This window comes from Paenibacillus sp. FSL H8-0260 (assembly GCF_045040625.1).
Classification (GTDB): domain Bacteria; phylum Bacillota; class Bacilli; order Paenibacillales; family Paenibacillaceae; genus Paenibacillus_AQ; species Paenibacillus_AQ odorifer.
Genome location: NZ_CP150298.1, coordinates 5129456 through 5149365, shown reverse-complemented (window position 1 = coordinate 5149365; position 19910 = coordinate 5129456). Strand labels below are relative to the sequence as shown.

The 19910-nt window shown below is 46.1% G+C and carries 10 protein-coding genes; all 10 read left to right on the top strand.

Translation table 11 applies throughout. The features are described from left to right. Window positions 1-45 precede the first annotated feature (45 nt). The 10 genes from MHI51_RS22950 (at window position 46) to MHI51_RS22905 (ending at window position 19492) form a co-directional block, all read left to right on the top strand. Window positions 46-1803, top strand: coding sequence for an S-layer homology domain-containing protein (locus MHI51_RS22950; protein ID WP_405173292.1), 1758 nt, complete (start codon window positions 46-48; stop codon window positions 1801-1803). A 38-nt stretch (window positions 1804-1841) separates the two neighbouring features. Then, window positions 1842-8579: a pectinesterase family protein gene (locus MHI51_RS22945; protein WP_405173291.1), complete on the top strand. Its 6738-nt coding sequence runs from the start codon at window positions 1842-1844 to the stop codon at window positions 8577-8579. A gap of 154 nt (window positions 8580-8733) precedes the next feature. After that, the gene (locus MHI51_RS22940; RefSeq protein WP_076219245.1) at window positions 8734-10536 is read left to right on the top strand and encodes a sensor histidine kinase; all 1803 of its coding nucleotides are present in this window, start codon (window positions 8734-8736) and stop codon (window positions 10534-10536) included. After that, window positions 10529-11800, top strand: a complete 1272-nt coding sequence (locus MHI51_RS22935; RefSeq protein ID WP_076219246.1) for a response regulator — start codon at window positions 10529-10531, stop codon at window positions 11798-11800. The genes MHI51_RS22940 and MHI51_RS22935 overlap by 8 nt, the downstream gene beginning before the upstream one ends. Before the next feature lie 164 nt (window positions 11801-11964). Next, the gene (locus MHI51_RS22930) at window positions 11965-12909 is read left to right on the top strand and encodes a carbohydrate ABC transporter permease (protein WP_076128908.1); all 945 of its coding nucleotides are present in this window, start codon (window positions 11965-11967) and stop codon (window positions 12907-12909) included. Continuing rightward, a complete protein-coding gene (locus MHI51_RS22925) occupies window positions 12902-13741 on the top strand; it encodes a carbohydrate ABC transporter permease (RefSeq protein WP_076128910.1) in 840 nt (279 codons plus the stop codon). Before MHI51_RS22930 ends, MHI51_RS22925 begins: the two co-directional genes overlap by 8 nt. A 30-nt stretch (window positions 13742-13771) precedes the next feature. Further along, a complete protein-coding gene (locus MHI51_RS22920; protein WP_076219247.1) occupies window positions 13772-15331 on the top strand; it encodes a glycoside hydrolase 43 family protein in 1560 nt (519 codons plus the stop codon). 46 nt (window positions 15332-15377) lie between these two features. Then, the gene (locus MHI51_RS22915; protein ID WP_076219248.1) at window positions 15378-16361 is read left to right on the top strand and encodes a glycoside hydrolase family 43 protein; all 984 of its coding nucleotides are present in this window, start codon (window positions 15378-15380) and stop codon (window positions 16359-16361) included. 200 nt (window positions 16362-16561) lie between these two features. Beyond that, window positions 16562-18607 (top strand): carbohydrate-binding protein, encoded by a 2046-nt coding sequence (locus MHI51_RS22910; protein WP_076219249.1) that lies wholly within the window; start codon window positions 16562-16564, stop codon window positions 18605-18607. A 651-nt stretch (window positions 18608-19258) separates the two neighbouring features. Then, window positions 19259-19492: a hypothetical protein gene (locus MHI51_RS22905; protein ID WP_144024941.1), complete on the top strand. Its 234-nt coding sequence runs from the start codon at window positions 19259-19261 to the stop codon at window positions 19490-19492. The last annotated feature ends 418 nt before the right edge of the window (window positions 19493-19910 follow it).

Sequence of the window (19910 nt, the reverse complement as noted above, 5' to 3'; positions counted from 1 at the left end):
CGGCGCTCTCTCCTATCTTGCTATTGAAAGGGTGGATGAATCGAAATGGCTAAACTCAGAATCGCGATGCTTATGCTCCTTGTCTTTTTTCTAGCGAGACCTGTGGTAACGCAGGCTAGTAGTGAACCCAACTTCCAAACTGTGTTATCAAAAGAAAGTCCTACCCTCAACAGTACCTTTACTGTTGAGATTGCAGCGAACCTAATGACGGATTTGTACGCGTACGAGTTGAATCTGACCTATGATCGCTCAAAGCTGGAGTTCGTGAGTTACACAGCAGGCGAGGGCGGCTTCAACATTGACGCCCTATTGACGAATAACGGCGTGCGGCTAGCGCATACAGAGCTTGAAGAGAAATCTGGCAAGAACGGAGATCTGAAACTGGCCACAGTTACTTTCAAAGCGCTTGAGAGTGGCGATGTCAAAATCGTTCTATCCCGTGTGAAGTTAGTAGATTCGCAGCTGGCTGCGGTTAACTACACCCCTGATGCATCGGCGATCGCGCATATTGTTAGTATCGATGACAACAACGGAAACAACGGCAATAACGGTAACAATGGAAACAACAGCAACAATAGTAATAACGGAGCGGGAGGAAACGGCAGTTCGATCCAGCCTACAACTCCGAGTAATGTCAACGGTTCTACGATCAAACCGGTGATTCGTTATGACGCAGCTGCACAATCGGTTCAATCAACCGTGGATCTAGAATCACTGCAGAAAGCTCTTAACCAAACTACCGCCAACGACAAAGGAGTAAAAAAAGTAATCATTGAAGTCGAGTCGAAGCCCGGGGCAAAAGAGTACGTTCAGACGATTCCAACTTCGGCTATATCCAATGATGTCAAAAAGGCGGAAATTGAAATTGTAACACCACTGGCTAACCTCACTCTCCCTGATAATATGCTGCAAGCTGGGGTTACCTCCAATGAACAAATAAGTCTTCATATCACAAGTGTTGATCCTAAATCCTTGCAGCCGTTCGTGCAAAACCAAATCGGCAACCATCCCGTCATACAATTAACTTTAACGTCGGGTGGCAAGACCATAACCTGGGATAATCGCCAAGCTCCGGTCACAGTCAGCATCCCCTACGTTCCTACTGCACAAGAGCTGCTTAATCCAGAGCATATCGTTGTGTGGTATGTAGACAGTCAAGGGAAACTTACTTCGGTTCCTAGTGGTAGATATGATGCGAAGTCCGGTCGCGTCAGCTTTAAGACTACACATTTCAGCATGTATGCAATTGGTTATACGAATAAATCCTTTAAGGATCTTGAGTCTGTGGCTTGGGCTAAAAATCCGATCGAGGTTATGGCTTCCAAGGGAATTATTAGTGGTGTGTCCGATACAGAATTCCGCCCATCTCAAGCTGTTACTAGAGCCGACTTTTTGGTATTGCTCGTTAGGACGCTAGAACTGAGCGGAAAAGCTGGAGATACCTTCGCGGACGTCCCATCCCAAGCTTATTATTACGAGGCCGTTGGCATTGCTCGGGCACTTGGCATTGCGGAAGGCTCAGGAGACAACCTGTTCAAACCGCTTGAGCCAATCACCCGTGAGGACATGATGGTCCTAACCGCCAGAGCCTTGAAGGCGTCAGGTCAACAGGTTACAGGTGGAGATACATCCGTGCTTCAACCGTTCAGCGATGTTGCGAAGATTTCTTCCTATGCGTCTGAATCTGTCGCAAGTCTAGTGAAAGCGGGTTTGATTCACGGGAATGGCCGCCAAATCGAGCCTAAGTCTACGACGACACGAGCGGAAGCAGCTGTGTTAATGTACAACATATATAACCTCTGATAGTATTCGTGCACTTCTATTCTAAGGAGGAAGAAGATATGAACAGGACCGCACCCTGGGGGCAAGAAGACACCATAAGCCGAAAAGTAACGGCTATAGCCATAATCGTGGCGATGATAATGAGTCTTTTATATGGTTATTCTCCGCGAACCGCTGCGGCCGCTGCTGCCAGCTGGCAGGCGAATACCACTTATACGATCAACGATTGGGTCATCTATAATGATCTGGAATATCAGTGTATACAAGCACACACCTCGGAGGAAGGGCTGAAACCTTCAATTGCGGTGGCGTATTGGGCGAAGAATGGCAAGCCGATTCCGGGCAAGCTTGAAGCCGAGAACTGGGACAGCATGCAAGGGGTTCAGAACGAGGCAACCACGGATACTGGAGCCGGTTTAGATGTGGGCAATATTGAAGCCGGAGATTGGCTGGAATACAAGGTAAATGTGGCTTCCGCAGGAATCTACACCGTAGATTTTCGTCTTGCTACGAAGTATTCAGATAAGGAGCTTCAATTGCAAGATAGCAGAGGAACTGTTCTGGCAGCGGTTTATGTGCCAAATACGACCGGTTGGCAAAAATGGACGACCATAAGCGTGTCGGCAAATCTGAGTGCGGGTCCGCAAACCCTGCGCATCACGACGAATACCGGCAACTTCAATATTAACTGGCTGATGTTCACTGATGTATTATCAGCCTCGACCCCGACAGGAGTAACCGGCAAGGCTGGTGATACACAAGCGATGCTTAATTGGCCGGTGGTTACCAGAGCGATTTCGTATAATGTGAAGCGTAGCGAAACAACTGGCGGGCCCTACGAGCTGATTAAGAACATGGATTCCAACCGGTATGTAGATAGCAAATTGATGAACGATAAAACCTATTATTATGTCGTCAGTGCAGTAACCGATTCCGGTGAAAGCCCAAATTCCAAGGAAGTAGCCATCACGCCAATTCTGCTACCTGACATACCAGCTGCTCCGACAGGGTTGACGGGAATAGCAAGGGACAGCCAAGTGACCCTGAAATGGGAGTCTGTCGAAGGTACGGAGCAATACCATTTGCTCAGAAGGGATGACGGAGGGGCTAAGTATTCGGTCATCGCGTCGGATTTGACGGAAACCCAATATAACGACGCCGGATTGACTGACGGAACGGTATATGAATACACCGTTCAAGCTCAAAATGCGGGTGGCTTAAGCGAAAATTCGGTCTCCGCTAAGATTTCTCCAGTTGCCCCTTTAGCGAAACCAACTGGATTGATTGCTGTTCCTGGTGATGCCCGCGTGGATATAACATGGAACCCTGTGCCGGGAGCCTCCTCGTATTCAGTGAAGCGAAGTGTAATATCGGGGAGAACGTATTCGGTCGTGGCTAGCAACCTGACCGCTCCGGAATTTACTGATAGCACCGTACACAACGGAACGAATTATTATTATGTTGTATCTGCCTTAAGTGCTCAGACGGAAAGTATGAATTCCGATCAAGCACGCGTATCTCCGGTTCATTTCCAGCAGGGGGTACCTTCTTCGCCGAATGAAGTAACAGCACAAGCGGGAGTTAGCAAGGTTAACTTGCAGTGGACCGAGGTTGCTGAGGCTGATTCATACCTCGTTAAACGGGCGGCTTCGTTGGCGGGACCCTTTACAACGATCGCTAGCGTAACCCAAACAAACTATCTGGACAACAGCATAACAAACGGTGTGACCTATTATTATGTTGTATCTGCTGTTAATGCGAGGGGCTCGGGAGCAGATAGCCTGATCCAAATCGCCACTCCAGCTAAAGTAATTGTAGTTGCGAAGGATGGAACGGGAGATTATACGACCGTTACGGATGCTCTGAATTCGATTCCAACTGGGAATTCGACCCGGCGGGTGATCTATATCCAAGACGGTATCTATCATGAAAAGGTAGCCGTTCCGAATTCTAAGCCATTAGTTAGTTTAGTTGGTGAAAGCAGAGACGGAACGATTTTGACCTATGACGATTATGCTAATTCCGGAATAGGTACTGGAAACAGCCACACGTTGTTAGTTTCTGCCAGCGACTTTACGGCAGAAAATATGACGATTCGCAATACTTCGTTTGAGAGGGGAAATGTAGGTCCCGCAGTCGCACTTAACGTAACGGGCGACAGAGCAATTTTTACGAACGTTTATCTGGCAGGGTTCCAAGATACCTTGTATGCAAACGGCGGGCGACAGTACTTTAACCGATGCATAATTGAAGGGGACGTCGACTGGATCTTTGGGAATGCTGCGGCTTATTTCTACGATTCGGAGATTAAGTTCGTTGGTGGCTTTGGCGGTCATATGACGGCAGCCTCTACGGATGAGAAAGCTGAGTTTGGCTATGTTTTCATGAACTCGCGATTGACCCGCGGTACTTCTTCTTTGAAGGAATCGGTGACTCATGATCCTTGGAGACCGGAATGGGATATCGGCACTAAGCTGGCTGCTACTAACGGTTCGCTAGATCTGGGTAGACCTTGGAGAGCTAACGCCAACGTGAAGTACATTAATACCTGGATGGATGCGCATATCAAAGCAGTAGGTTGGGATAATTGGGGAAATCCTTCTAACGAATCGACGGCGCGGTATGGTGAATACAACTCTTCGGGACCAGGTGCCAATGCGAAGGGCCGCTATCGCTGGTCGAGCCAATTGACATCTGACGAAGCCAATCAATACACCGTTCAGAATGTGCTGAAAGGAGCGGATGGGTGGGATCCTACGCTGTTCGGCACGCTTCCTGGGCATGAACAGAATGAACAGCAGCCTGCTTCTCCAACCGGACTGAGTGTGACTTTCCCGAGCGGTGTTGATGCGACATTAGGCGATTCTCCCGTAGCTCTGTCGTGGAACACGGTTGAAGGAGCAAGTTCTTATCGTGTCTATCGCGGAAGCGAAGCGGGTGGTCCTTACTTGCCGATTGCATCCGATCTGATTCCGTCATCCACTTCCCCGCTGGCAACGATCCAAGGTGAGGATTGGACAGCGATGTACGGTGTCAAAACTCAGAATACGAGTGATGAAGGCGGAGGTCTAAATGTCAGTTATATCGATCCGGGAGATTGGATGAATTACGCGATACAGGTTCCTGCGGGTGGATTCTACACCTTGGATCTGCGCGTCTCTGCTCCGGACAGCGGTAAACAGCTTCAATTAAAGAGTGGGAATGGCAGCGTGCTGAGCACCGTAGATATTCCGCAAACCGGTGATTGGCAGAGCTGGACAACGGTCAGTGTGAATGTCAATCTTCCCGCTGGGAATCAAACTTTACGCCTTTATTCCGTAACGGGGAGCTACAACTTGAATTGGCTCCGCTTGACGGAGGGAGTGAAAGATAAGGTTCAATATTCGGATATGGTTGTGAACACAGGAGCTCCTTTTTATTATGTAGTAACTGCTGTGAATGCCAATGGAGAGAGCGTCTATTCAACTGAAGTATCTTTGTCTTCAGCTCCGGTGAAATTTGATCGTAATCATGTGAATCAAGCGGATCTGTCTGTATCCGTTAAACGTTCGGGAGACACAATGACGGGAATTATGCTCGGAACCCATGCACTGAATAAGGGGACCGATTACACTGCCAATGGAAGTATTTATACTCTTCGTGATGTCTTCTTGTCTCAGTTGCCGATTGGAAAAAATACACTAACTTTCACTTTCGCTTCCGGTACTAAAATTCTGTTAGCCATAGAAGTTGTGAATTCCACCATGCTGCCGGGACAGACCCTATCGAACATACCGACACTGGAGCTTTATAGCCTTGAGGGGGTAGCTCCATTTTTGCCAAGCATCGTTCCCGTTCAATTTACGGATGGATCGGAGAAAGCATTGGCTGTCGTGTGGAGTTCAATCGATCCAGCTAAGTATGCATCTGTGGGGAACTTCACTGTGCAGGGAACTGTAACGGGCACCGATGTAAAGGCGACTGCGAAGGTTAGCGTCAAATCCGCGGATTCCGTGGGGGTTGTAACGGGCGGGGATGACTTGCAAACGTATCAAAAAGATCTGCCATTCGATATGCCAGCGATTACGCTTCCAACATTTCCAAACGTAGATTTTAATATTGAAGATTATGGCGCTGTTGGAGATGGTATAACCAAAAATACGGCGGCATTCGCAAAGGCAATTGAGGCGGCTACACTGGCAGGTGGAGGGCGTGTCGTCGTACCTGCTGGTGTATGGCTGACAGGAAGTATCCAAATGGCAAGTAATATTGATCTGCATGTAGAGGCTGGTGCACTCATTCAATTTAGTCCCGACTATGATGACTTCAATTTGGTGAATGCAAAATATCAACCGATGCTGGCGGCATCGGGGCTCAGCAACATCGCGATCACAGGAAAAGGTGTTATCGATGGCAATGGGCAATATTGGCGTTATGTGAAGAAGGGCAAGGTCACAACCACGCAGTGGAATTATCTGTTGTCCTTGGGCGGAGTGTTGACCGATAACGGCAGTGTTTGGTATCCGTCTCAACAAGCTGTTGGGGTATATCGTCCTATCATGGTCGACATCTATAATAGCAGCAATGTGTTAGTCGATGGACCTACCTTTATGAATTCACCACAATTTGCGACTAGCTTTACGAAGATTCGGAATCTGGTGATCCGTAATTCAACGGTCAATAACGACGCTTGGTACCAGAACGGAGACGGTCTTGATGTCACTTCTTCTCAGAATGTTGTTTTATATCACAACACGGTGAATGCCGGAGATGATGGAATCGGGATGAAGGCCAGCTATGACCCGAGTCCGACAAACGCTTTGTCCGAAGTCGTAATTGCCGACAACATTGTTTTTCGTGGCCATGGCGGATTGTCTATCGGAAGTAACACATCCGGAGGCATTCATAACCTTGCGGTTCGCAACAATCAATATATCGGAACGGATAATGGGATCAATATTAAAAGCTTTGTTGGTGGTGGTGGTCCTATTGAGAATATCTATATCGATGGTCTCCATATGCAGAATATTGGTTATACGGCATTATCCATTAATGATTTCTATACGGGGCACAGCGAAGCAGTGGATAATGCACAGCTGGGAGTCGATAACCGGGTTCCAGAGGTTAAAAATATCCACATTCGTAACGTTACGGTGGACGGAGCTTCGGAAGCAGTGTCCATCGATGCACTGGCCAATGTGCCTCTGCGTAATGTGGAGTTGACCAATGTAAAAATGTCGACTCAAACTGGATTCGTGTCCAGTAATACGACTGATATTCAATTCAATCATGTTCAGATCGTTCCGGCGAACGGAACCCTCTATACCATGAACAATGCAGCCGATATTTTATTGAATGACGTTCTTTGTCCGCCTGGCACAAGCACCTTTATCCATTTGAAGGGATTCGCTAGTAATATCCTATTGCAGGATACGGATTTTTCGCAGGCGGGGATACCGTTTCACTTGGATTCAGGCATAAGTCCTTCAGTTATTACGGTCTCTAATCCGGGTTCCATTCAGATTCCTAAAGCACCCGCAAACGTAAGTGCAACTACGGGTAGGGCCGAAATCTTGCTACGCTGGGATGAGGTTGCCGGAGCTGATTATTATGCAGTGAAGCGAAGCGTAAATAGCTCAGAGGGGTATGTAACCATTGCCTCCAATGTCACGGACAGCACTTATTTGGACAATGCCGATCTTACTGCTGGTAATTATTATTATGTGATTACGGCAGTTAATGTTGGAGGTGAGAGCGATAACTCTAACGAGGTCAGCGCGATTGTAAATGCTCCCTCCTTAAGTCTTCCCTATGCTACGGTTATGGGAGAAGGAACAACGTTTGCCGGCCAACAATTTGGTTTGGTTTATGGCTTAAATAATGATTACGTTACAGAAAGTGTCAGCACTGTTGTTTATGGTCAAGAGTTGACGTTTGAATATGACCCGGACCTAATTCTTTACGATTCGGTAGAATGCTTAGCGGATGAATGGGGAGTGGAATCCGTCGATAAGGATGAGGTGAATGGAAAAATCACAATCAAGCTCGCAAGCACTGGAGCTGGTATCCTTCCAAGCGGAGACATGCTCAAAATGCTCTGGCATTCATCAAACCTGAACTATGCCGGCGATACGACGGCCTATCTTCATTTGCACCCCGTTTTGATTGCCGATGGGAGCGAAACGGTATCAAAGCTATCTAATACGATCTATGGCATGAAGATCATGATAGACAAAACGGTCCTGGCCAGCAGGGTTGATGTAGCGAAGAGCCTTACGGCAGATCAATACAATCCATCCACTTGGTTAATCTTGCAAACCTATCTAACCTCTGCGAAAGTGATTCTTGCTGGATCGCAAGCTACACAGAATCAGGTGAATGCAGCTGCCTCGAACTTGCAGTTGGCTATGGATGGGTTAGACGGCGCCTCGGACAAATCGGCTCTGGCATTAAAGATTGCTATAGCACAAGCAACATCCGATTACGCCACTATTGGCAGTAAATGGGGGCAATATACGAAGACGGTAGTGAATGAGCTTAATAATGCAATCGGTAAAGCTATGCAGGTCGTGAATAATCCGAACGTAACTAAGGTTTCTGTGGAGCAGGCAATCATTGATCTGGATGCGGCGCTGGCAACTTTCTTGAGCTCGGCCAATCCAGCAAGTATCGGTGATTTGGCTATTCTGTCCGCTCATTACGGTATAAGCTCCGCACATACGGATTGGATCCGATATCAGATTTATGATCTGAATAAAGATGGTCTTTTGGATATTGTGGATCTTGCGGCGTTAGCCCAGCTTATTCTACATCCATAAAGTAGCCACAGACGAGTCCCAATCAGGGGCTCGTCTTCTTTTTTTGAGAAATTGAATAAAAACAAACAAGGTTTGATAAAAAACAAACCCATCTCTTCGAGCTAGGAGTTATTATAAGAGGAGAATCCGAAACGAATTCATTTGGGGGAAATACATGTTCTCGTATCTTTCTAGAAGCCCAATCAAAATTAAGCTGCTTATTTATTTTTTGCCTATTCTTGTGTCATCCGTTGCGCTTACCGGTTTTTTTTCCTATTTCACTGCCGTTAAGCAGCTCGAACAAAACGCTTATTATTTGCTAAGCGATACGACCGAGCAAACGGGCTTTTTTCTTAACGACAAGCTTTATACGATCTTCGAACAGCTAGTGTCAATCGAGAACAATTCGGCTTTTCAATATATTTTATTAGATAATGGACAAGACGAAGGAGAACATCGCTACGATGATATCATCGATCTTCATAAACAGTTCGAGGAAGCCTACCGGAATCATTTGCAAGTCATCGATTCAATTTTTGTCACGTTTAATAATGGCCGGACCTTCAACATACAGAAGGACTTTATTCCCCGGCATGTCGGTGTGAATCTTAATGAATGGCTGGCCCGATATAACCAAAAGGATGCAGAAAGCAGTTATTACTGGTTGAATACGCATGAGGATCAAGTGTTTACTACTGTCACGAAACGTAATGTTGTAAGCGTATTTAAAATTATCGGAAATCTTGATTCCGAGGTCAGTGGCATGGCTCTGATTAATATGAAGGAATCCTATCTGCTCGACATTTTACAGAATGTCAATATTAGTCCCAATGGCTCGCTGGCTCTGATCAGTCCAGATGGGGTGATGTATTCCAAGCCGTTATCCAAAGAGTACGCTATCGGCGATGAGATCGTGAACGATATCCGTAATAACGCAAATCACCAGGGAGATTTAAGGGCGGCCAGCAAGTCGGACCAACGTATGATGATTCACTTTACAACGTTATCGCTGAACGGGTGGAAGCTCGCCGCCATCGTTCCTGAAAGCGATATCTTAGCCAAGGCAAGCCAGATTAAATCGATAACGCTTACAATCGTAGCTGTTATTCTCGTAGTTTTTATTATCATGGCAACCTATTTTGCGAGCAGCCTGACGAATCCCATCCGTTATTTGTCCAAACAAGTGAAGAGTTTTAGACAAGGGAACCTAAATGTTAACTTTCAGCTGAAAGAGCAAAATGAAATTGGTGTATTAGCCAGTGGATTGGAGAATTTGGTCGATTCGGTTCGCCAATTGCTGGAGCAAGTTAAGGATGAACAGGAACAGAAGCGGCAAATGGAGTTATTAGCATTGCAGTCGCAAATTCAACCACATTTTCTATACAACACTCTCGGATCTATCAAACATATGATTGATTTGGGTGAGAAGGAAAAGGCATCGACAATGGTTAGTGCGCTGGCCCACTTTTTTCGGATCGGCATTAGCAGAGGGCGGGAGGTCATAACGCTTAGAGAAGAGATTGAGCATGTTCAAAGCTACTTGCAAATTCAAAATATCCGTTACCAGAAAGATTTTGAATTTGAGATTCAAGTTGAAGAGAGCATTATGCATCTTCCTATCATGAAACTGACCTTGCAGCCTATTGTCGAGAACGCCATCTATCATGGCATCAAAAACAAGAAGGGAAAAGGGATCATCAGAATAACAGGAAGGCCAAGCGGGGATGCAGCAATAATTGAAGTCTTCGACGATGGTGCAGGGATGGATGTAGAGAAGGTACAGGAGATGAATACTTCTATTCAAGCGCAGAATGTTCAAGAGGCTCCAGTGACATTCGGGCTGCGTAATGTTCACCGACGGCTGGCGCTGCAATTCGGCTACGGGTTCGGGATTCGGCTGGATAGTGAAGAGGGGGTTTATACCATAGTGACTGTAAGGATTCCATATACGAAAAATGAGGTGACGAATCGTGCATAAGCTGGTCATTGCAGACGATGATGAATGGATTAGGGAAGGGCTTCGCAGGAATATTCATTGGGATCAGGGAAACATTCAGGTGGCAGGAGTTGCAGTGGACGGGAAGGAAGCTTGGGAACTTATCCAAAGGGAGAAGCCGGATCTACTGCTCTCGGATATTCGCATGCCTTTTATGGATGGACTGAAGCTTGCCGCCCAAGTGAAGGAGAATGGCTTAGATTTGAAGATTGTCTTCTTAACGGGGTATGATGATTTTTCTTATGCTAAGGAGGCGCTACAGCTTCAAGCGTTTGATTACATATTAAAGTATGAAGATAACGATAAAATCCTGCGGACAATCATGAATGCGTCTGACGCACTGGAGGAAGAGCGGAGAAAACGTGAGAAGGATATAAAAAGCCATGGTCTTATCGTGAACCAATTTTTTAGCGAGTTGATCTCTGGGTCGGGGAATGAGGAAGCGATTGATAGGGAGGCGAAGCTGCTCGATTTAACGTTTTGCGGCTCGGTGTTCGTGATGGCTGTTCTGAGCTTGGATGGTGTCGGAAGGTTTCTTAAACCCAATAAACCCGTCGATCTGGAGCTATTATTGTTCACTCTCAAAAACCTTTGCAATGAGGTGCTAGAATCTGCAATTTGCGACGGGGTTCAGGTGTATGCGATTCAATATAACCACCGGATCAATCTGTTGTTCAACTACCGAAACGAGGGTGCGGAGAAGCTGAAGCAGGATACCGAGCTTATTGCCCGCCGCTTAACAGTGATGATTGAGCAATATCTCAAAGTTCACGCCAAGATCGGTATAGGCAGTATTGGTGAAGGGTTTAAACATATTGGCGTCTCCTACGAGGAAGCATTGATTGCGACACAGATGAAGGATGTCCGGATGGATCAATCGATTATTTTCTATGATCAGGTCAAATATTCAAGCAATTCGCATCAAGCTATTCTTCGCACAATTATGGATTATATCGCAAATCATTATCAGAATGAGAATCTGGACTTAAAAGAAGTAGCGGAGACGGTCCACATTACACCATCGTACGTCAGTACTTTGTTTAAAAAGTATACGGATGTTAATTTTTGTGAGTATATTGTCCAAGTGCGAATAGATAAAGCTACTGAACTGCTTGTGCATACCGATTTAAAGGTATATGAGGTTGCTGAGAAAATTGGGTATGTGAATACCCAGTATTTTAGTGTTTTGTTCAAGCGGCATACAGGGTTTACCCCGATGGAGTATAGACAGCAGCATAGCTCGTAATAGTTGGAAAGCGTTCACAAACAGCCTTATTCCAGTCAATGATTGGGATGAGGTTGTTTTTTTGCTGCTATTTTTTATTTTCAAAAAAACAAACAAACTTTGCAAGATATATTATTTAGCTAGCTTCATGCATAGCCTATTATTCTTATTGAGGTGATTATTTCATGAAGGTGAAACAACAATTAGCAACAGGACAAGTGACGGGAACGTCCAAGAGAAAAAACAAGATGATCGGCAGCGACAGGATATTTCCTTACGTTCTGATCATCCCGACTGTCGTTCTCATGGCGGTCATTATGTTCTACCCTATTTTACAAGTCTTCCAACTAAGCTTTCAGAACTATGACTTGACTCGGCCGATGGATGACGGTTTTGCCGGGTGGAGTAACTTTAAGCAGATTTTATTCCATGACGATCTGTTCCCAAGCTCTCTATGGATAACCATCAAGTGGGTGGTTATTGAAGTCGTTCTTCAGCTCGTGTTCGGCTTAGGTGTGGCCCTGCTGCTTAATCAGGCCTTCCGGTTTAGAGGCGTTATACGTTCGCTCGTGCTTATTCCTTGGGCGGTATCAGGCGTTCTTACGACAATGCTGTGGTCGCTCATGTACAACCAGCATATCGGAGTCATTAACGATCTTTTGAAGAGGTTAGGGATTATTCACGAGAATATCGCTTGGCTGTCGAACACCCATACCGTATTCGGTTCGGTTGTACTGGCCGAGTTGTGGAGAGGGATTCCGTTCTTCGCAGTCGCGCTGCTTGCTTCCTTGCAGTCTATTCCGAAAGAAGTCTACGAGTCCTGCGAAGTCGACGGTTGCGGAAAGGCAAGAAAGTTATTTTCCATTACCCTGCCTTATCTTAAGGAAAGTATTATTTTCACTACGATGCTAAGAGCCATCTGGGAGTTCAACTCTATCGATATGATCTTCACGATGACAAACGGCGGTCCAATGAATATGACAACCACTCTCCCGATTTATATGTTCCAGACGGCAATTTTGAACGGGAATTATGGCTATAGTTCGGCTATGGGGGTCCTTTCCTTCGCTGTTCTAATGATTTTTGTGGTCGTCTATATGAAATTAAGCAGAGGTGGCCAAAATGAGTAAGCTTAAACGTTTTTTAACCACTTTGTGTTTGTTCTATATTCCTATGACTGTTACGTTGTTGTTTGTCCTGCTGCCTTTTCTTTGGGACATCTCAACTTCCCTTAAGCATGAGAATGATATTATCAGCTCCACGATTCGTTACCTTCCGCATCCAATTACGTTTGATAATTTCATAAAGGTGTGGAGTGTCAACAATTTTTCGAGATTTTTTGTAAACAGTCTTTTCATCTGTACGGTGTCGGTGATCTTTATTACATTGCTGTCGATTTTTAACGGCTATGCTTTGAGCAGATTTAAATTTGTTGGAAAAAATGCTTTTATGCTTATGATGCTGGGCACTCAGATGCTTCCGGTAATCTTATTCGTCATCCCGCTGTTCCTGATTTTTAAGAGCATGGGGATTATGAATACGCCTTTTGCGATCATATTGTTCTATATCGTTTCACAGGTTGCGTTCAACTCGCTGTTGATGCAAGGGTTTGTATCTGGTATTCCGAAGGAGATTGACGAAGCGGCTATGGTCGACGGAGCAGGAAGATTCCGGGTCTTGTTCACGATCATTACGCCAGTGATTCTGCCGGGGATCGTAGCGACTGCGCTGTTCGCCTTTATCGGCTGCTGGAATGAGTTCTTGGTTGCTTTCTCATTCCTGACAGATGCGTCCAAATTTACGATCCCAATCGGACTGAAGTATTTGATCGGCCAGTACAGTGTAGAGTATGGATCGCTCGCGGCAGGCAGCATTATTGGATTGATACCGCCTATTGTGCTCTTTATGTTTATTCAGCGTTATCTGATTCAAGGTCTGACAGGCGGTTCGGTCAAAGGATAAAAAGGAAAAGGACATGGGGAGGATTACTACATGAATCTTGGAGAATACGCAGAGCCTTGGGTTTCAGATCAGGGAGACGGAACTTATATCAATCCAATCCTGCATGCGGACTATTCGGACCCGGACGTAATTCGCGTCGGTGATGACTTTTATATGACCGCTTCTAGCTTCGGGCACATTCCCGGATTGCCGATCCTGCATTCGAAGGACTTAGTCAATTGGGCAATCATCAATCATGCTGTGCTGGAGATGAACTTGGAGGGGTATGACCGTCCGCAGCATGGCAATGGCATTTGGGCACCTAGCCTAAGATTCCATGGCGGGAAGTTCTGGGTCTTCTATGGCGATCCAGATGTCGGCATCATGATGACTTCGGCGGTGGACCCTGCCGGAGAATGGACGCCACTGCATCTGGTTCAGGCAGGCAAAGGCTTAATTGATGCTTGTCCCTTCTGGGACGAGGACGGACAGGCGTATTTGATTCATGCCTATGCGAAGAGCCGCAGCGGCATTAAGCACAAGCTGCGGCTGTGCCGAATGTCCGCTGACGGTAAAGGGCTGCTGGACGAAGGCCGGATTATCTATGATGGAACCGAAAATCATCCGACTCTGGAAGGACCAAAGTTATACCAGCGCAACGGATATTATTATATCCTTGCTCCGGCAGGGGGCGTGGCAACCGGATGGCAGACAGTGTTCCGTTCCCGAAACATCTGGGGCCCTTACGAGGACCGAATCGTTCTGCAACAAGGGCAGACCTCAGTAAACGGCCCGCATCAAGGCGGACTAGTGGAGCTGGATTCGGGCGAATCGTGGTTTATCCATTTCCAGGATAAAGGACCTTATGGCCGGGTCGTTCATTTGCAGCCGGTCAGTTGGGTAGATGACTGGCCTTTGATGGGAGAGCTTCAAGCAAGCGATGGAGCTGGAGTGCCAGTGATACGTTACCGAAAGCCTGAGGTCGGGAAGGCATACGCAGTGTCAGTGCCTGCAACTTCTGACGATTTCGAGTCTTCAACGCTTGGATTGCAGTGGCAGTGGCAGTCTAACCCCAAATCGTCTTGGTATAGTCTCGAGGCAAGAGAGAGCTATCTTCGGTTAAATGCTGAACATAAACCCGTAGACAACAAAGGGCTATACCATAGTCCGCAGCTCTTGCTGCAGAAATTCCCAGCACTTTCGTTTACAGCAGCCTGCAAGGTTGACCCTTCGGGCTTGGGAATAGGGGAGTCCGGAGGTTTGATGATTTTTGGTTATCGTTATTGTTGCTTGGTGGTACGAAGATTAGAGGATCAAGAACTGAAGGGGACGCTAGCCCTATCGCTTATGCAAGGAGATGATACGGGAGAGACAGAAATGTGGTCATATCCTTTGATAGACACGGATAGTCTCTTCTTGCGGGTCGAGGTATTAGAGGATGCGACTTGCCATTTCGGCTACAGCTTGGAGGGTACAGACTTCACTTCCGTACCTGTAGAGTCATTTCAAGCTATAGAAGGACATTGGGTGGGAGCTAAGACAGGTCTATTTGCCGTAGGTTCCGGCAATGGAGGATATCTTGATATCGATTGGTTCCGAATCACCAAGTAAGTGAATAACCAAGTAACCGAATAACCCCAAAACAAAGGAGAAGCTTATGCTGAATGTTTCGAAGCGAAATGAGCCTCTGGTAAAACATATTTACACTGCTGATCCGTCGGCTCATGTTTTTGAGGATAAACTATATATTTATGTGTCTCACGATCTTGAAATCAGCGTTCCCAACAACTTAGATGGAGATCATTATGCTATGGAGGATTACCATGTTCTAACTATGGATGATAGGTCAGCAGAATTCGTAGACGATGGTGAAATACTCCATATGAAGGATGTCCCGTGGGTATCCAAGCAAATGTGGGCTCCAGACGCTGGCTTCCGAAACGGCAAATATTATCTTTATTTTCCGGCGCGGGATCTCAGCGGGGTGTTTCGGATTGGTGTGGCGACAGCGGATTCACCGGCGGGACCTTTTACGCCGGAGGCGGATTACATGGAGGAAAGCTTCAGCATTGATCCGGCCGTATTCAACGACGATGACGACGAGGTTTATCTGATCTTAGGAGGGCTTCGCGGGGGGCAGCTGGAGAAGTGGAGTACGGATACCTACATGCCTGATGGCACAGGGCCGGCTCCACACGAACCTGCATTGGGACCTCGCGTGGCAAAGCTAAGCAAGGATATGTTGTCCTTTCAGGACAAATTAATGGAAATCTCCATCATTGATACTGAAGGACGTCCTATTCTGGCAGGCGATGAAGAACGAAGATTTTTTGAAGGTCCTTGGATGCATAAATACGAGGGGAAATACTACCTCAGTTATTCTACAGGGAACACACATAAAATCGTCTACGCCATTGGAGACAATCCGCTGGGACCATTTACGTTTCAAGGCACACTTCTGACCCCGGTGATCGGATGGACAACGCATCATTCCATCGTGAACTTTCGGGACAAATGGTACCTATTTTATCATGATAGTTCTTTGTCGGACGGTGTGAGCCATAAGCGCTGTGTGAAGGTTACTGAATTAAAGTATAATGCGGACGGAACGCTGCGAATGATCGATCCAAATTTAGTATAGATAGAATTGCATGGCAACAAGGAATGGTTTTGTAGGATTCCCCTCTGGTAGGCAGTGGAAACAGACCTCATGGTAGATGAGTCTAATCACAGTCAATCGGAGGGGATCTTTTTATATCATAATTGGATGCGCTTTCATTAAAGGGGGTGATCATTCAGGTAGGGTCGTTTCACTAAAATAAGTAGGAGGGATCGGATCAAATGATTAAAAAAGTGCTACGTAGTTTAATGCTGGGAAGTTTATTGGTGACTTTAACTTGTTCTAATCTAGCAGGCAAAGCAGAGGCGGCAGCGGTAAATACAATTCCTAACGCGTCTAAGGTTGAGCAGGGTTATGACAGCAGTTTTTTATCAGTTCCTGGTTTTGCATCATTAGGTGTAAAAGATAGAAGCAGTTATGCAGGTACCTCATATTATCGAACGGTCAGCAGTGGCCGAGAGTTTTTACAAGCAATTTTGGATGCAGGCAGTGGTGCTGTAAAAGTTATTGAAGTTACAGATAATCTAAACTTAGGGTGGACTGAATTAGCACTAAATTCTACTGAAATTTCAAAATATAGCTTTGTTACAAAATATCCTGATCCATCAAACGGATTCACGAACCCACTCTTAATAACCTCCGGTGTATCCAAATTAAGCATAGCCAATATTGATGGATTAACGATTTTTTCAGCTTCAGGTAAAACTATTAAACACGCAGAATTAAAATTGCAGAGCTCAGTGAATGATATTGTCATTAGAAATCTCAATTTTGATGAAATGTGGCAATGGGATGATACAGGTGAGCACAAAGAGGTAGGCTGGACTTTTATCAAGGTAAATGGCGCAAACAATGTATGGGTAGACCACTGTAAGTTTTCGATAGCCGCGGATGGAATGATTGATATGGAAAATGGTTCAACGAATGTAACTTATTCTTGGAACGAATTTGGTCTAGCGGCAGCTCAAAATCCAGCGACTAGTAGCTCTATTTATAAGTCAATTGAATATATGGAGCAAAAATATGCAACAGGATCACTGAACTCCTCCACCAGCCTTTACTATAAAATTCGTAACGAAGGGGCTACCAAAAATCAAATTATGGCTTATGCCGCCTATCACTCCAAAGTTCATTTGGTAGGATCGGGTGACAAGGATTATACGAATTATGTGGGTTCTAACGGTGTGGAAATTAAAGATGGAAATCAAAGACTTCGCTTAACTTTAGCATACAATCGTTATACAAATGTTGGGTCGCGTCTGCCAATGATTCGTCAAGGAGTCGGGCATCTATTTAATAATTCTTTTGATAACTCTACACATCAGAATGTACTCGACAGCGTTACTGCAATCTCCAAATATGGCCATGATAAATTATCGCGTGGAATGAACGCCAGAAATGGAGCTTCTATAGCGGGGGACACCAATGTCTATAATGCTTTTAATGAACCGCTGATTGGTGCGGAGCTTCAAGGGGATGATACTGCTAATATGAATGCACCTTTTGACGTATTGTTTAAGGATGCGATGAACCATAGTTTAATTGTAAATTCTACAGTAACAACTAGTAGCGGAACAACCTATACAGGCAGCAGCTGGGATAATAATGGTGTTAATGCCTTTACTAACGGAATGAATTGGAATAACAAAGCAACCATTGGCCAGTGGGCTTGGTCATCATCAATAGTCGGAATTGAAAATATGAGTAAATCAAACCCGCCATCTACACCTTTTACATTCACTTATGGGTATAACGAGCAATTGCCTTATGCTTATAAAACAGTTCCTCTATCTGGCGTTGTCTCCACAGTAAATCAATATGCCGGGGTCTCAAAAGTTTCTTGGAACACTGCGGAGTGGTTAAAAACAAATTATTATGATGCCTATTCGACGATCGAAGCAGAACGTTATACCAGCATGTCTGGTGTGAAAAATGAAGCGAGTTCCGAAGGCGGTCAGAATGTCGGCTATATAGAGAATGGCGATTATATCGCGTTTAATAATGTTAACTTTGGAAGCGTCGGACCCACAAGTTTCGAAGCAAGAGTAGCGAGCGGTACATCGGGAGGAACTATCGAAATTAGACTGGACAGCTCAACTGGAACTCTGGTTGGAACTTGTCCGGTAGCGGGAACAGGCGGCTGGCAGACCTGGGTGACTAAAACATGTGCAATCAGCGGCGCCACCGGCACGCATAATGTATATCTAAAATTTACCGGTTCTAGCGGATATTTATTGAATCTTAATGGGTTCAGGTTTATTAAGTGATTTTATTAAGCGAGGTTCTGAGGGGGAGTGAAAAAACTTTATGCTGGGGCGGGCAGATAGACCTCGGCTGGAGCAGAAGCGGCGAAAAGGGAGCGGGAGTTGTACCGTAGAATATGGCGAATCGAGCGGAAGTGGTGAAAAGAGAGGCGAAAATGTCTTAGAATGAGGTGGATGGAGTGGAAGTGGCGAAAAGAGAGGCATAAATGCCTTAGAATGTGGCGGATGGAGCAAAACGCGGGGAAATGAACGGTATAAATCCCGCAGAATGCAGCTGATCGGGCGGATGCGGGGAAATGAACGGTATAAATCCCGCAGAATGCAACTGATCGGGCGGATGCGGGGAAATGAACGGTATAAATCCCGCAGAATGTAGCGGATCGAGCGGATGTGGCAGAATGAACGGTATAAATCCCGCAGAATGCAGCGGATCGGGCGGATGCGGGGAAATGAACGGTATAAATCCCGCAGAATGTAGCGGATCGAGCGGATGTGGTGAAAAGAGAGGCAAAAATGCCTTAGAATGAGGCGGATCGAGCAAAACGCGGGGAAATGAACGGTATAAATCCCGTAGAATGCAGTCGATCGGGCGGATGCGGGGAAATGAACGGTATAAATCCCGCAGAATGCAGCTGATCGGGCGAATATGGAGAAATGAGCGGGATAAATCCCGTAGAATGTGGCGGATCGAGCAAAACGCGGAGAAATGAGCGGTATAAATCCCGCAGAATGTGGCGGATCGGGCGGATGCGGGGAAATGAACGGTATAAATCCCGCAGAATGCAGCTGATCGAGCGAATGTGGCGAAATGAACGGGATAAATCCCGCAGAATGTACCGGATCGAGCGGATGTGGCGAAATAAACGGGATAAATCCCGTAGAATGTAGCGGATCGGGCGGATGTGGCAAAATGAACGGTATAAATCCCGTAGAATGCAGTCGATCGGGCGGATGCGGGGAAATGAACGGTATAAATCCCGCAGAATGCAGCTGATCGGGCGGAAGTGGCGAAAAGAGAGGCAAAAATGCCTTAGAATGTGGCGGATCGAGCAAAACGCGGAGAAATGAGCGGTATAAATCCCGTAGAATGCAGTCGATCGGGCGGATGCGGGGAAATGAACGGTATAAATCCCGTAGAATGCAGTCGATCGGGCGGATGCGGGGAAATGAACGGTATAAATCCCGCAGAATGCAGCTGATCGGGCGGATGCGGGGGAAATGAACGGTATAAGTCCCGTAGAATGTGGCGGATCGGGCGGATGCGGGGGAAATGAACGGTATAAGTCCCGCAGAATGTAGCGGATCG

What these genes read in the sequence shown, in the direction of transcription:
- MHI51_RS22930 (WP_076128908.1), top strand. Translation starts at nt 11,965, where the DNA reads ATGAAGGTGAAACAACAATTAGCAACAGGACAAGTGACGGGAACGTCC.
- MHI51_RS22950 (WP_405173292.1), top strand. Translation starts at nt 46, where the DNA reads ATGGCTAAACTCAGAATCGCGATGCTTATGCTCCTTGTCTTTTTTCTA.
- MHI51_RS22945 (WP_405173291.1), top strand. Translation starts at nt 1,842, where the DNA reads ATGAACAGGACCGCACCCTGGGGGCAAGAAGACACCATAAGCCGAAAA.
- MHI51_RS22910 (WP_076219249.1), top strand. Translation starts at nt 16,562, where the DNA reads ATGATTAAAAAAGTGCTACGTAGTTTAATGCTGGGAAGTTTATTGGTG.
- MHI51_RS22915 (WP_076219248.1), top strand. Translation starts at nt 15,378, where the DNA reads ATGCTGAATGTTTCGAAGCGAAATGAGCCTCTGGTAAAACATATTTAC.
- MHI51_RS22905 (WP_144024941.1), top strand. Translation starts at nt 19,259, where the DNA reads ATGAGCGGGATAAATCCCGTAGAATGTGGCGGATCGAGCAAAACGCGG.
- MHI51_RS22920 (WP_076219247.1), top strand. Translation starts at nt 13,772, where the DNA reads ATGAATCTTGGAGAATACGCAGAGCCTTGGGTTTCAGATCAGGGAGAC.
- MHI51_RS22925 (WP_076128910.1), top strand. Translation starts at nt 12,902, where the DNA reads ATGAGTAAGCTTAAACGTTTTTTAACCACTTTGTGTTTGTTCTATATT.
- MHI51_RS22940 (WP_076219245.1), top strand. Translation starts at nt 8,734, where the DNA reads ATGTTCTCGTATCTTTCTAGAAGCCCAATCAAAATTAAGCTGCTTATT.